This window comes from Micromonospora sp. NPDC002296 (assembly GCF_040296145.1).
Taxonomy (GTDB): Bacteria; Actinomycetota; Actinomycetes; order Mycobacteriales; family Micromonosporaceae; genus Micromonospora.
The window spans coordinates 56402-69195 of sequence record NZ_JBEOWQ010000017.1 but is presented as its reverse complement, the minus strand read 5'-3'; the positions used below and the strand labels follow the sequence as shown (position 1 = coordinate 69195).

The window sequence follows — 12794 nt, the reverse complement described above, 5'->3', positions numbered from 1 at the left end:
CGTGAGCGACCAGGGGAAACTGAGTGGCCTGTTCGACGGCTTCGAGAGCTACCGCAACGTGGAGCGCGCGGACCTGAACGGGGTACTCCGCTCGGGCATCGTCGCGCTGGACACCAACCTGCTGCTCGACCTATACCGCTATTCGAAGGACGCCCGAGAGCAGGTCTTCTCGGCGCTGGAAGCGGTGGCACCCGCTCTGTTCATGCCGGCGCAGGTGCAGAGGGAGTTCTGGCGGAACCGGGACGAGGTCATCCGGCGGGTGATCGCCACCAACTCGGTGGCGGGGCTGCAGGAAGCCAGGAAAAAGGCTCTCGCTGAGATGGACTCGTGGGCGACCCGCACGATGCCGGGGAGCGAAGCGGTCGACAAGCGAGCGTTGCTGGAGAAGGCGTTCGGTGAGGCAATCGCATACGTAAAAAAGGGCGGCAGCGGGCTCAACCTCCGAGCAGCACTGAAGAACGTCGACGAGGACACAGTGCTCGACAAACTGCTCGCGCTCTTCAATGGGCGGGTGGGACGGCCGTTCGATGCTGAGCGGCAGGCCGATTTGGTGGCGATCGGGCGGCAGCGTTTCGCCAGCCGGGTGCCGCCGGGCTACATGGACGCGGACAAGCCGGAACAGCAGGAAGAGGGGACCGGGGACTTCCTGCTCTGGGAGCAACTGATCCAGCACGCTGCGGCCGAGAAGAAGGATCTGCTGTTCGTCACGCGCGACCGCAAGGAAGACTGGTGGCGGCTTGACGCGACCCGAGAGCCGATCGGACCACGCGTCGAACTGGTCAACGAAATGGCCGAGCGGGCTGGCGTCGGCTTCTTCATGGCCGTACCCGAGGAGTTCCTGGAGGCCGCCTCTGCCGCCTTCCACGTCGAGGTCAGCCAGCGCACGCTGGACACCACGGAGCGGCTGGCCGGGGAGACCGAGCCCGATGGGCCTATGCCCTGGTCTTGGGAGCAGTTCGAGATCCTGCTGTCCCGGCTTGAGGAGTCCGGCTACCCCTTGCGGGCCAAGGTGTTGCGGGAAGCCGCAGAGGATCCGAATGGCTTCGTGCCGAGGCAGCGGGTTTACGAACTCGGCAAGTACCCCGAAGATCGTCTTCTGGTCGGCTTCACTCGGCCGATCATGGGTGCCGTCCGCGATCTCGTTGCCTCGGGCAGTCTCCCCGAGGGTCTGGAGCCGGCGCTTCGTGCGCACTATCTGCGGCCGGGTAAGGCCGAGGGCTTCGTCGTCCCCCGCTCTATCGTGGAAAGTGTCGGAGGCGAGGACTAGCTGTGGGGGATCCGAACGTGAGCGATAGGGGTGAGCGGCAAGCCAGCCAAAGGCCGCAGTTGCTGCTGCAGTTGCGTGGTGGGGCCAGGGAGCGTGGCCCGCAGCACTACGCGCATTCTGTCAAGCGGGGCATTCGGTTGACGGAGATCGCGGCGGAACTCGGGCCCGAGCTGACGGTCCTGCGGCGCCTGTACCCGGATGGGGTCGCCCGGCTGTGGGGTTCGACGCCGAGCCAGCAGGTGAACAACGCCAAGGTCCGGGCGCTCCGCGACCGCCAGGTCGGCGACCACGTCTTCTTCTACGCCGAAAAGACCTTCTACTCCCGGGCTCGGATTCTGCACCTGTTTCGGAATCCGGCAGTGGCGAAGCGGGTGTGGCAGACCGCCGACGACGGGCAGACCTGGGAACACATCGTGGCGCTAGGCGAGGTTGAGCAGTTCGACCAGCCGGTGCCGGCCGGGCCTATCCTGGAACGACTCGGGCTGCCCAACCCGCTGCGCAGCCTCACCCTGGTCACCGCCGCTGAGTACGCCACCATTTCGTCGTTCCTGCCGGCCATGCCCGGCCCGGTTGCGCCCCCCGAGCCGCCTGCACACGGGATGAAGCGCAAGCAACTCTTCGCGGCGCTGCGAGACCTCGTCACCTCCTCGCGCCGCAGTAGGGGCGATGCGGCGGCGCAGAACCTGCCGTTGACGATTCTCTGGGCGATCGGAAGGATCGAGGCCGGTGAGAAGCGACTCATCGGGCCGGCGGACATCGCCGCCAGCCTGACGCCGATTCTCGACAAGTACGGTGCGGCAGCCAGGCCCGGGGCGACTGCGCGCTACCCGCTGGGCACTCTGGCCGGCAGTGGGCTGTGGGAGGTCAGGGCCCCGGAAGGCTGGGAAGCCGATCCTTCAGGCTTCCATGGCGAGGCCATGCCGGGTGCTTCCATGGGTTCCTCGCAGGGATTCCTGCCAGCCGTCGCGGAGCTGTTCGACAACGTCGAAGTGCGGGGCCGGGCCGTGGCGATGCTGTCCAGGGCGTTGGCCCCCGACGTTGACCGGCCGGCGCTGCTGTCCCAGGTCGGGCTCGCCGGCTACGACTCTGCTGCCGGCACAATCGATTTGGCGTCCCTGACCGGCGGCGAGCCAGGCGCGAGCGGGCCGGCCAGGAGAAGGTCCGCCCAGGCCGAGCGCATCGTCCGCAGCAGCAGGTTCGCGGCGGCCATCAAGCAGCTGTACGGCCACCAGTGCCAGGTCTGCGGCGTTCGACTGGAGACCCGCGACGGGTACTACAGCGAGGCCGCGCACATCCAGGGGCTGGGGAAGCCGCACGACGGCCCCGATGAGATCAGCAACCTGCTCTGCCTCTGCCCCAACCACCACGTCCAGTTCGACTTCTTCGCCATCTACATCGATGACAAGTTCGTGGTGCGGCGGACGAGCGACGAAAAGGAGATTGGCAGGCTGCACCGGCACAAGGAGCACGGCATCAACCTGAAGCGCCTGAAGCACCACCGTCGCTTCTGCGGCCTTCCCGAGTGACGGCGACGGCCAGGGCCGTTCCAAGATCATGAGTGGCTGTGCGTGGTAGCTTGCGCCTGGGAATCAGTCGCCTGTTTGGACCTTGCCCGTGTCCTCTGCCGGGAAGTCTGAGATCGTCGTCAGGAACTCGCTGGACACGAAGTACGGGCTGTTCGGATCGTTCAGGACTTCGATGAGGATCACATCGCCGTCGCACTCCAGAACCCGGTACTCGTCACCTGCACTGAGCTTCAAGCCGCTGCTGTCCTCACCGTCGGTGACGACCCTGAAGAGCTGGCCCTTCGTCGCGCATGGAGTGTTCCATTTCTTGAAGGCGGCTACCGGCGCCTTGAATGCCCTCTTGCCACCCGCTTCAATGGTCCGACCGATGATGTACCCACTGCCGAGAGTCGCGCACAGAAGCACCATCGGGCCACCGACCTTCTTGGCGATTGTCGTTATCAGTTGGTAGTTCCCTAGATTGCCCATCCGCGCCTTCCTCTCCCCAGCCCTATCCGAGCGATTCTATCGACTGGCACAAAGCTGATAACCGCCGATGCTTCGCACGCGGTCAAGGCCACCGCGTCGGAGACCCAGGGCTCCGGCAAAGTCGTGCGGGTCTCCGAGCTGGAAATGGTGGGTGGAGACGGCCATCGTCGCTGTTTTGGGCCGGCATCCGGCTTCGATCTACGCAGCGCCGGACACTCCGCGACTTCGCCGAGCCCTGGTCGGAGATTAATCTCGCGACCATGGCCGGACCGTGAGGTACCGGACGTTCGCCGGTCACTCTGCCGCGGCGTCATCCGAGCCTCCACGGGTAGCAAGGGCCTGCTCGAACAGGTCGGTGGACAGGTCGGGAATCGCGCCGTAGTTGCCGTTCAGGTAACGGCGCTGGCGGTTCTCACCTTCCTTGCGGGGTTTGAAGTCGGTCAACGGATACAGCGAGGAAGCGCCCTCGTCGTCCTTCTCCACGAACCAGATTTCATCACGGCGCAGGACCTCCTCGGCGTCGAGAGTGCCGAGTAGCGCCGCGTCGTGGCTGGTGAAGATGAGTTGACTGCCCAAGGGGTTGGCCTTCGGACTACGGAACAGGCTGATCAGCTTGGCAGTCAGGATCGGGTGCAGGCTGGCGTCGATCTCGTCGACCAGCATCGTTGCTCCGGTCCTGAGCACCTCAGCAGCGTGTAGACCGAGGGTTAGGAGCTGGCGGGTACCGGTCGACTGGTCATGGAGGTCGAGCAGTGCCGTGCCGTGGGGACCTTGATGGGCGAACTGGATCCGGAGCGGTGGTGACGCTGTGGACCGGCCGGAGAGTCTCCGAACGTACGTATACCCGTTTGGCAGTCGACGCCGGGGAGAGTCCCTGTCGTTCCGATCGGGGCGGACTACGAGGTCGACGATGCCCACATCAGCAGCCTGCAAGAGGTCGACCACGAGGTGACGTACCTGGTCGTTGTCCGCCCTGCCGTCGTCGAGCAGGATGGACAGCCCGGATATCCCGTTGGCTCGTGAGCTGGCCAGGTAGAACCATCGGTAGGTGTCGTGCAGCGGCTGAGGATTCGTCGGATCGGGTTCCGGCCGGCTGTGGCCGAAGCGTGCAGCGGTGCTGAGGAACAGGGCGGTCGGCGCGGTGATGCCGGCGATCTGCCCTAGGTCACTGCGTCGACCGGACTCCTCGCCCCAGGTGAACTCGTCCCCGTCACGTTCGAAGACGCGCCTCCGGCGTCCCAACGGATAGTGGTAGAGCCACTCCTCCAGCACCCGCTCGTCGTCGATCGCGAAGCCGTAGGTGTGCCGCGTCCCGCCGAGCAGAAGATCTACGACGTAGCGTGACGGCTGCAGGACACTGTCGGGATCCAGCCGAAATGGCTCCCGGGACAGCCCCTCACCTGGCTCGACCGCCCGGTCCGATCCGACGACCATCTCCCGCATGAATGCCAGCGCGCCCAGGGAGTTGGACTTGCCCGAGGCGTTTGCCCCGAACACGCCGACGACCGGGACTGCCTGCGGGGCCGACTCGCTCGCTTCGACGCCATCACCGTAGACGGGCGTGAGGTTGAGCTGTTGCTCGTCGCGGAACGAGCGATGGTTGGCGAAGCGGAAACTCAGCAGCATCGGCTGTCGGCCCCTCGATGGTGGGCTGCTACAAGCACGTCTCTGCGAGTAAATCACGAGGAGTTGACCCAAAGCCTACCGGAAAGCAGGCCGCGCCCCCGGCGGGTTCGCCGGGGGCGCGGCGCGATGCCAGGTTTGTCAGCGGCGGGCGGACCGGACGAAAGCGGTCCAGGCGGTGTGGGTAAAGGCGAGAGCCGGGCTGTGGGTCCTTGCCATTGCGTACGGCGACGACGCCGGGCAGGTTGCCGGCGGATCTTGTTGATCAGTTGCCCTGACTGTGTTGGATCGAGGATCGAGGCTTAAGAGCGGCAGACTCGATGATCGACCCCGCAACGAGCACGGCCGGGAGAAGCCCTCCGAGATATTCACCGAACTCGTCGAGGCAAATGCTTTCACTGGCTGAACCCGCCGCCGTCTCAGCCGAACGAGATGCCTCCGTGGATGTCGCGGGCTTGCACCACGGGCCCGCTGACGTCACCGGAGACGGAGTTGGCCACGCCGCCCGGACCCGCTGCGACGGCCGCGTCGGCCCGCTTCCACCGGGCCTGGAACTCTGCGCTGAACGCCGGGTCGCGTTGTGCCTCGCGATCCAGCAATTCCGCAAGAGGGCGCGCAGCGTCCGGTGACGGCTGGTGGAGCAGCCCTTCGATGACCTCGCGCGCCTCGGGCTCGCGCCGGAACCGGTCCCGCAGGAAGTCGATCAGTGCCGTTACCGCCAGCCGGCCGCCCTGGGCGAGTTCATTGGTCGTCCACGCGACGAGCGTTGTCGCCGCAGTAACCATGAGCGGGTCCACTGGCGGTTCCACCTCCAAAGCAGCCGACTTCGACCGACACGAAGATCAACCGGAGCGGCTAAATAGTTGATTGTCCTCGATGCTACTGCCGGGTTCCCGCTTCGGTATCGGCTTGTTCGGCCGCTACGCTGCGTACTACCCTCGTCGCAGGAGACGCCGGCTGGTCGTTTACTCGGAGGAGGTCGCGATGAAGCTGACCAAGCTCTACAAAGACCCGGGGTCGGGTGGCAACGGCTGCCCGACGGTCTACCTCGCCGAGAGCGGAGAGCTGGTCGTCCAAGGGCACCTGGTCGACGGAGACACCCTCGGCGAGCTGGAGAACGTGCTTCCTGGTGAGGGCGCGGTTCGGATCTCCGCCGAGGTGGTGCTCGGTGCGATTGAGCGCTACCGCGAGTCCGGGCAGCGGTGATCGAGGTTTGACCCGATCGTTCACGTCTCTGGATGACGAAGAGTTCAACCAACTGTTCCGCGACTTCCGTTACACGGCCTACCGGCTGGAGACGCGTCAGCGGTACGACGTGTCGTACGAGCAGGATGAGTTCGCCCGGTTCCTGGCGGGCCAGTCCCGCGGGGAGTTCCCCGGGATCGCCGCCTGGTGCGACACGGTGCGGGCAGCGGTGACGGCCGGCAAGCGGATGCACCGCGTCCATGTCGTGACCGAGCCGCTGTCGGACTACGTCCGCTTCGAATGCGGCTGGGCCTACGAACACACGGTCGAGGCGGGTGAGGATGTCCGCCTCATCGTGGCCTCCGGTAACGACTGGCCGGCCGCATTGCCGCACTACGACTACTGGCTGTTCGACTCCCACCAGCTCGTGGCGATGTACTACGACGAGGAGGGGCGGTTCGTCTCCGGCGCGTTGATCAGCGAGCCGGAGAAGATCGTGCAGGCCAACCTGTGGCGTGATGCCGCCGTCTCGGCGTCGATCCCCTACCGAACGTACGCAGCCGGGCTCCAGTCCGGTTCCCCATAGATGCCCTACTCGCCGTCGGGGAGGAGGCAGCGTGCGCCCGGCGCATAATGAGTCGTCAGGCGATGCTGAGGCTGTCGTCCAGGCTGGGACGGTGTACGGCGGGGTCAACCTGTTCGGGCACGCTGGGCCTCCTCCTTTACCGCCGCCCCGCCAACTGCCCCTCGACGCGACCCGCTTCGTCAACCGCAAGCAGACCCTCACCCGACTCGACGCGGCACTACCTGCCGGCAACGACGCCACGGCTGCGGGCGGCCCGTCGATGACTGTCGCGGCCATCGCGGGCGCCCCCGGTGTGGGCAAGACAGCGCTGGCCGTGCACTGGGCTCACCGGGTCAGGCAGTGGTTCTCCGACGGCGATCTCTACGTCGACATGCGAGGCTACGGGCCAGGACCCGCCCTGGACGTCGGACAGGCACTGGACACCTTCCTTCGCGCCCTTCACGTGCCGGCCGAACAGATCCCGACAGACACCGAGGGACGCGCAGCCCTCTACCGGTCAGCACTGACCGGCAAGCGGATACTGGTCGTGGTGGACAATGTCTCCACGGTCGGCCAGGTGCGGCCACTGCTGCCAGCCACACCGACCTGCATGGCGATCATCACCAGCCGCAGCCGGCTCTCCGGCCTTGTGGCGCGGGAAGGAGCGTCACGGATGACCCTGGACGTCCTGTCCCCAGACGAAGCGATTGCACTGCTGCATGACAGCATCGGCGGAGACCGCGTCAGCGCCGAACCGCAGGCCGCCGCCGAACTCGCCCGCCGCTGCGCCTACCTTCCGCTCGCCCTGCGGATCATTGGGGAACGCATCGCCAACACTCCCTACGTCACACTCGCGGAGTTCGTGGCTGATCTTGCGCTCGTCGACCATCAGCTTGATGCCCTGACGGTCGACGATGACGAGCTGTCCGACGTACGGGCCGTGTTTTCCTGGTCTTATCAGGCGTTACCCGAGGATGCGGCAGGGTTCTTCCGGCTCCTCGGGTTGCACGCCGGCTCCGACATCTCCGTCTCCGCAGCGGCAGCCATCGCCGGCGTGAGTCTCCCCCGAGCCCGCAGTCTCCTCGACCAGCTCACCGCAGCGCATCTTGTGCAGAGCCCTGCCCGCGACCGGTACCTGTTCCACGACCTTCTGCGCGCCTACGCCCTTGAACGTGCGCAGGCCGAGGAGAGGCCCGAGCAGCAACGCCGAGCGCGACGCCGCGTCCACACCTGGTATCTGTGGATGGCGGAGGAAGGCCGCAAGGTCATTCTTCCCTACTCCCATGCCATCGCTCTCGTCCCAGCCGAACCCGACGTGCCGATCACTCCCGTCAGGACTGTGGCCGAGGCGATGGCGTGGTTTGAGCGGGAGCGGCTGAACATCCTTGACGCCATTCGGCAAGCAGACGAGCTGGGTGACCACGACATCGCCTGGCAACTGCCCGTGGTCAGCGACGGATTCTTCGAACTCAAGTCGTACTGGGCCGACTGGCGCGACGTCCACCTCACCGGCCTTCGTGCCGCCCGGTCCGCTGGGTCACGCCTCGGCGAGGCCGCCAACCTGCGTTGCCTCGGCGACGCCTACTGGCGGATGGAGCAGCGCGAGACCGCCCTCGACTGCTACCGCCAAGGTGCCGACGCAAGCCGTGACGTCGAGGACCACTGGGTAGAAGGTTTCTGCCTGCGGGGCCTGGGCCTCATCCACGAGGAACTCGGCCAGATAGACGAGGCCCTCAACCTGTACGGCCAGGCGCGGGAGGTCTTCCGTCACCACGGCATCACCCGAGGCGAGGGCATGTCGATGCTCAGCCTCGGCAACTGCCATCGCGCACGCGGACACTTCGACACCGCCGTCGCCCATTACCAGGAAGCGGTCGCCATCCTCGACGGCATCAACGACCAGTGGAGCGTCGCCTGGGCCTCTTACCCCCTGGGCCTGGCCTACCAGCAGAGCGGCCGACTGGACGAGGCCCTCGAACAGCATCAGCGGGCTCTGGAACTCTTCCGCAGATTCGACGACCGACGCTGCGAAGGACTCACCCTCGCCGCGCTCGGCGATACCTTTCACGCCACCGACCGACACGACGACGCGCAGCGCTGCTGGCAGGAGGCACTTCAGATCCTCGATCCACTCGGAGACCCCCACGCCGACGCCGTCCGCCGGCTCGTAGAGGTGGTTCCTCCGACGCGGAGCGAATGAGCTGGTCGGCCGGCTGCCACAGCGCCCCCGCCGGGTTCGTCGGGAGCGCTGTGCGATGTCGGCGTACGTCAGCGGCGAGCGGACCGGATAAAGGCGGTCCAGGCGGTGGGGGTGAAGGCGAGGGCCTGGCCGTCCGGGTCCTTGCTGTCGCGTACGGCGACGATGCCGGGCAGGTTGTCGGCGACCTCGACGCACTCGCCGCCGTTACCGGCGCTGCGGGTGCTCTTGCGCCAGCGGGCGTTGCTCAGATCAGCCATGGTGGACCTCCCCGATGATCTTGTTGATCAGTTGCCTCGATTGTTCCTCATCGAGGGTAAGAGTGAGCAAGCTCGACCAGACCTTCTCGTAGGCTGCGAACTCGCTGGGCCGATCGAGGTAGAGAGCGCCGGTAATCGCCTCGCTGTAGACCACCGACGGCTCTGGGGTGCTTCGATTTCCGAGCGGGAAATCGAGCATGACGAACTCGCCAGCGACGGTGCCGTGGTGCGGACCGGCGGTCAGCGGCATGACGCGCACGGAGACGTTGGGCTGCTCGCTGAGCCTGAGGAGTTGCTGAAGCTGACCAGCCATGGTGGCCGCGTCGCCGACCGGCCGAAGTAGCACGGACTCGCAGAGCACGACCTGCACCTGCGGTGCCTTCGGCAGACGTCGGGTCAGTAGCGCCTGTCGTTGCAGGCGAAGCTCGACGGCTCGCTCGCGGTCATCCTCGCTCATGTCGGGCTGGTCGATCCCGTAGATGCCGAGCGCGTAGTCCCGGCTCTGGAGGATGCCCGGCACGAGGCTGTTCTTGTAGAAGCGCAGCCGGGAGGCGGCGGATTCGAGGCCCACGTACAGCTCGAACCAGTCGGGGATGGCGTCGCCGTAGGCGTGCCACCAGCCCTTCGCCTTGGTCTCGCCGGCCAGCGCGGCGAGCGCCTGGGTCAGCGGGGTCGCCGCCTCGTACAGCTCGCACATGGCGCGGACGTCGAGGCCGCGCACCGAGCCGAGCCCGCTCTCGATCCGCCACACCTTCTGCCGGCTGCACTCCAGCGCCTCGGCGGCGGCGTCCAGGGTTATCCCCGCCTCGGTGCGCAGGTCACGCAGCGCCTTGCCGAGCCGGCGTCGGGGCACTGTCGATCCCATGTCCTCGGCCATCCGGCCTCCCTCCGTTGAATTTTGCAACGTCCCGACGCCCACTGGAGGTACGGAAATGTTGCGCACGAATAGCGGAACAGTATGGGCTGACATTGGTTGTGATAGTGCCCCTGACCTTACAAGATGGCCCTGACAAAGGCGACGACCGTGGAATTCCCACCGTCTATTGAATGCCGCTCCCTATTGGTCATCGAGGAGGTGCTGGCGTGCGCGCGTTCTCCCGTCATCCGCGTCCGGTCGGGTCGACGAGGTCGTCGGCGTACCGGGTTGCCGACCACGTACCGCTGAAGCCCTGGCAGGTGCGCGAGCACCGGTTCACCCGGCGCGGCCGGCGTGGGGTGGACGCCGTCGAGGTCGCCGCATTCCTCGCCCGGGTCGCCGACGAACTGGCCGAGGCGTACGCGGCCCTCGACAGCAGCCGCCGGGAGATCGAGCGGATCAGGGAAGTCCTGCGGGCCTGGCAGTTGCAGCGCGCCCGCGCGGACCGGACGGCCCGGTGGTGAGCCCGCGCTGGGTGGTACATCTGCCCTTCACCGCCTCCGACCTGCCCACCGCCCGCCGGTTCGCGGCGGCGCTGGCCCGCTCGGTGACGTTCCTACCCGAGGTGGACGCCGGCGAGACCACCGTGTCGGCCGAGAACGAGCAGGGCGTACGCCAGCGGGTCTTCTGCGATCTGCCGCTGCCCGGCGGCCGGCGCTGCGTGCGCCGCACCGACCACGACGGGCCGTGCTCCGCCCGGCCGCCCCGATGACCGGCGCGACCACCGTCGCCTGCCCGGACTGCGACGGCGTCGCCTTCCGGCTCGACCCCTGCCGCTGCACCCGCTACGGCAACCGGCTCCTGGCCGACGAGGACGGCGGCAACAACGACGGCCCGGCCGGTGGCGCGGGCGGGCACCGGGAGCCGTACCGCGCGTGCTCCCTCTGCCGGGGTGCTGGCACGGTCGCCGTCGCCTGCCAGCGCTGCGGGCGGCGGGGCCGGCGGCGCGCTCAGCTCGTGCTGACCGTGGCCAACCTGGACACCGGCGCGGTCGCCTCCCACGAGATCCTGCCCGACGACCTTGACCCCCACCCGTCCCCGGAGGGTGGCTGGGCGGTCGAGCTGACGCCCCGGGTGCGCCAACTGGCCGCCGAGGCGGGCGTCGCCGCAGGCGTGGACCCGCTGACCGTACGGCTGCCGGCGGCCTGGCGGCCCGACCTGCCGGCGGCCGAACGGCACGAGCTGGCGGCGCGGGCCGTCGCGGAGGCCGCCCGGCCGGCGTGGCGGGTGCTGGTGGGCCGATCGGCCGCCCCGTCCCCGGTCGACCCGGCGCGGCGGCTGGCCCGGCTGTGCGCGGTGGCCGACCTGCTCCTGCTCGACCTGGTCGTGGAGGCCCGCCGGCACGGCGGCGGGCTGCGCTGGTCCGTCCGGTACGAGGTGCCCGGCTCCCCGGTGCCGGACGGGCCGCCGGAGTCGCGCTTCGCCGACCTGACCGCCGCGCTGACCGGCACGGACGTGGTCGACGCGCTCGCCGGGCTCGGCGAGCGCGGCCGGGACGCCCCCGCCCGGATGCACAGCCCCGACCCACTCCGGCCGCTCATCCCGCCGACGACGGACGTTGCGGAGGTCGCCCGCCGGGTGCGCGCCGACTGCACCGCCGTCGGGGCGCAGGCCGTCTGGCGGGACGGCCGCTGGTGGCACACCGCCCTGCGTGCCGGCGAGCCGGTGGAGACGCTGGTCGAGCAGCCCACGGGGCAGGTGGTGCGCCGGGCCCGGGTGCCGCTGCGCCGGGCGGCCGAGCCGCCGGACCCGCCGTGGCTCGGCGAGCCGGCGCCCTGGCGGCCCTGCCCGGACTGCCGCCCGGCGCGGCCGTCGGCGCTGACCTGCGCCACCTGCGGCGGCACCCGCCGATTGCACCAGGCGGCCCTGGTCACCCTGACCGACCTGCGGCACCGGGTGGTGCACCTGACCTGGCGGGCCGGCACGCCGGAGGCGGTGCCGGCGGTCAGCGTCCGTCCGGGCGGCCGGGCCGTCGTCCGGCTCCCCGAGCGCTACCGGCTGGGTGCCTGGGCGGCCGTGTTCGGCGTACGCCCGGAGGACCTCGCCGAGGCCGACGGCGGCCACGACATCCCACCGGACGTACGCGAGGGCTACGTCGCCCTGCCCTGGGTGGGCGCGGACCCGGTGGGGGAGCAGGTGCGCGCCGTCGGCCCCGCGCTGCCCGCCGCGCGCCTGCTGGTGACCGCGGTACGCCCCGAGCCGCCGCCGCTGGCCGTGCTGCTCCGGCTCGCCCTCGGCCTGGACCTGGCCCTGGTGGTGAACGTGCTCGACCTGCGCCGGCATCCGGCGGCGCCGATGCGGGCACACGGCGTGCTCTGGTCGGTCGAGCTGCGCCCGCCGGCCGCCCCGGTGCACCCTGACGACCTGCCGTGCCGGCCCAGCCTGGAGGCGGCCGTGGCGTACTGCCTCGACGGCCTCGACGTGGCCCTCCCTGAGACCGTGCCGGAGGACCCCGGGGTGGCGGTGCCGGTGCCCCGGTCGGCTCCCCGCCCGCTGCCGCCCGACCCGGTTCCAGGGCTGCGGCGGCTGGCGGGGTGGCACGCAGGCAGCCCACTCAGCGTCCGATTCAACCGGTCCGGCTGCGCCGTCTACCGCCACGACGACGACGGCCCTTTGTTGCTGGCCGAGGGCGGCGACCTGCGCGATCTCCGGTTGACGTGAGTTACGGGGAACAGATGGACCGGGCAACACTCCCTGCTCAACCCGCCGGCCGCCGAGCCATGGACCTGCCCGATCTGCCGGGGCCCTGCCTCACCCCCCACCAAATGTCCGAAGAGCCCCGATAAC

13 protein-coding genes are annotated in these 12794 nt (G+C 68.7%); 8 read left to right on the top strand and 5 right to left on the bottom strand.

Features of this window, described 5'->3' with window-relative positions:
- Window position 1: 1 nt before the first annotated feature.
- Window positions 2-1267 (top strand): PIN-like domain-containing protein, encoded by a 1266-nt coding sequence (locus ABT023_RS15820; protein ID WP_350885903.1) that lies wholly within the window; start codon window positions 2-4, stop codon window positions 1265-1267.
- A 2-nt stretch (window positions 1268-1269) separates the two neighbouring features.
- A complete protein-coding gene (locus ABT023_RS15815) occupies window positions 1270-2793 on the top strand; it encodes an HNH endonuclease (protein WP_350885901.1) in 1524 nt (507 codons plus the stop codon).
- 63 nt (window positions 2794-2856) lie between these two features.
- On the opposite strand, the gene ABT023_RS15810 is transcribed toward ABT023_RS15815, so the two are convergent.
- The 3 genes from ABT023_RS15810 to ABT023_RS15800 form a co-directional block, all read right to left on the bottom strand.
- The gene (locus tag ABT023_RS15810; protein ID WP_350885899.1) at window positions 2857-3261 is read right to left on the bottom strand and encodes a hypothetical protein; all 405 of its coding nucleotides are present in this window, start codon (window positions 3259-3261) and stop codon (window positions 2857-2859) included.
- A gap of 294 nt (window positions 3262-3555) precedes the next feature.
- The gene (locus ABT023_RS15805) at window positions 3556-4887 is read right to left on the bottom strand and encodes an AAA family ATPase (protein WP_350885897.1); all 1332 of its coding nucleotides are present in this window, start codon (window positions 4885-4887) and stop codon (window positions 3556-3558) included.
- Window positions 4888-5303: 416 nt separating this feature from the next.
- Window positions 5304-5681, bottom strand: coding sequence for a hypothetical protein (locus ABT023_RS15800; RefSeq protein WP_350885895.1), 378 nt, complete (start codon window positions 5679-5681; stop codon window positions 5304-5306).
- 187 nt (window positions 5682-5868) lie between these two features.
- Here ABT023_RS15800 and ABT023_RS15795 point away from each other — a divergent pair, with 187 nt between their 5' ends.
- The 3 genes from ABT023_RS15795 to ABT023_RS15785 all read left to right on the top strand — a co-directional run bounded on the left by ABT023_RS15795 (window position 5869) and on the right by ABT023_RS15785 (window position 8834).
- Entirely contained in the window at window positions 5869-6090 is a 222-nt protein-coding gene (locus ABT023_RS15795; protein WP_117666929.1) for a hypothetical protein, read from the top strand.
- Window positions 6053-6655 (top strand): DUF6879 family protein, encoded by a 603-nt coding sequence (locus ABT023_RS15790; RefSeq protein ID WP_350885893.1) that lies wholly within the window; start codon window positions 6053-6055, stop codon window positions 6653-6655. The genes ABT023_RS15795 and ABT023_RS15790 overlap by 38 nt, the downstream gene beginning before the upstream one ends.
- 91 nt (window positions 6656-6746) lie before the next feature.
- Complete coding sequence (locus ABT023_RS15785) at window positions 6747-8834, top strand: ATP-binding protein (RefSeq protein ID WP_350885891.1); 2088 nt, start codon at window positions 6747-6749, stop codon at window positions 8832-8834.
- A gap of 68 nt (window positions 8835-8902) precedes the next feature.
- Here ABT023_RS15785 and ABT023_RS15780 read toward each other — a convergent pair whose 3' ends face one another.
- Both ABT023_RS15780 and ABT023_RS15775 read right to left on the bottom strand, forming a co-directional pair.
- Window positions 8903-9091 carry a DUF397 domain-containing protein gene (locus ABT023_RS15780; protein WP_350885889.1) on the bottom strand — a complete coding sequence of 63 codons (189 nt, stop codon included), beginning with the start codon at window positions 9089-9091 and terminating at the stop codon, window positions 8903-8905.
- Entirely contained in the window at window positions 9084-9968 is an 885-nt protein-coding gene (locus ABT023_RS15775) for a helix-turn-helix domain-containing protein (RefSeq protein ID WP_350885887.1), read from the bottom strand. Before ABT023_RS15775 ends, ABT023_RS15780 begins: the two co-directional genes overlap by 8 nt.
- A 206-nt stretch (window positions 9969-10174) precedes the next feature.
- Here ABT023_RS15775 and ABT023_RS15770 point away from each other — a divergent pair, with 206 nt between their 5' ends.
- The 3 genes from ABT023_RS15770 to ABT023_RS15760 are packed head-to-tail and all read left to right on the top strand — an operon-like array spanning window position 10175 to window position 12668.
- The gene (locus tag ABT023_RS15770) at window positions 10175-10471 is read left to right on the top strand and encodes a DivIVA domain-containing protein (protein WP_350885885.1); all 297 of its coding nucleotides are present in this window, start codon (window positions 10175-10177) and stop codon (window positions 10469-10471) included.
- Window positions 10468-10719 carry a hypothetical protein gene (locus tag ABT023_RS15765; protein WP_350885883.1) on the top strand — a complete coding sequence of 84 codons (252 nt, stop codon included), beginning with the start codon at window positions 10468-10470 and terminating at the stop codon, window positions 10717-10719. Before ABT023_RS15770 ends, ABT023_RS15765 begins: the two co-directional genes overlap by 4 nt.
- Window positions 10695-12668: a hypothetical protein gene (locus ABT023_RS15760; RefSeq protein WP_350885881.1), complete on the top strand. Its 1974-nt coding sequence runs from the start codon at window positions 10695-10697 to the stop codon at window positions 12666-12668. The genes ABT023_RS15765 and ABT023_RS15760 overlap by 25 nt, the downstream gene beginning before the upstream one ends.
- Window positions 12669-12794: the final 126 nt, after the last annotated feature.

Coding starts and splice junctions, on each gene's coding strand:
- ABT023_RS15780 (WP_350885889.1), bottom strand. CDS start 9,091: ATGGCTGATCTGAGCAACGCCCGCTGGCGCAAGAGCACCCGCAGCGCC.
- ABT023_RS15805 (WP_350885897.1), bottom strand. CDS start 4,887: ATGCTGCTGAGTTTCCGCTTCGCCAACCATCGCTCGTTCCGCGACGAG.
- ABT023_RS15795 (WP_117666929.1), top strand. CDS start 5,869: ATGAAGCTGACCAAGCTCTACAAAGACCCGGGGTCGGGTGGCAACGGC.
- ABT023_RS15775 (WP_350885887.1), bottom strand. CDS start 9,968: ATGGCCGAGGACATGGGATCGACAGTGCCCCGACGCCGGCTCGGCAAG.
- ABT023_RS15810 (WP_350885899.1), bottom strand. CDS start 3,261: ATGGGCAATCTAGGGAACTACCAACTGATAACGACAATCGCCAAGAAG.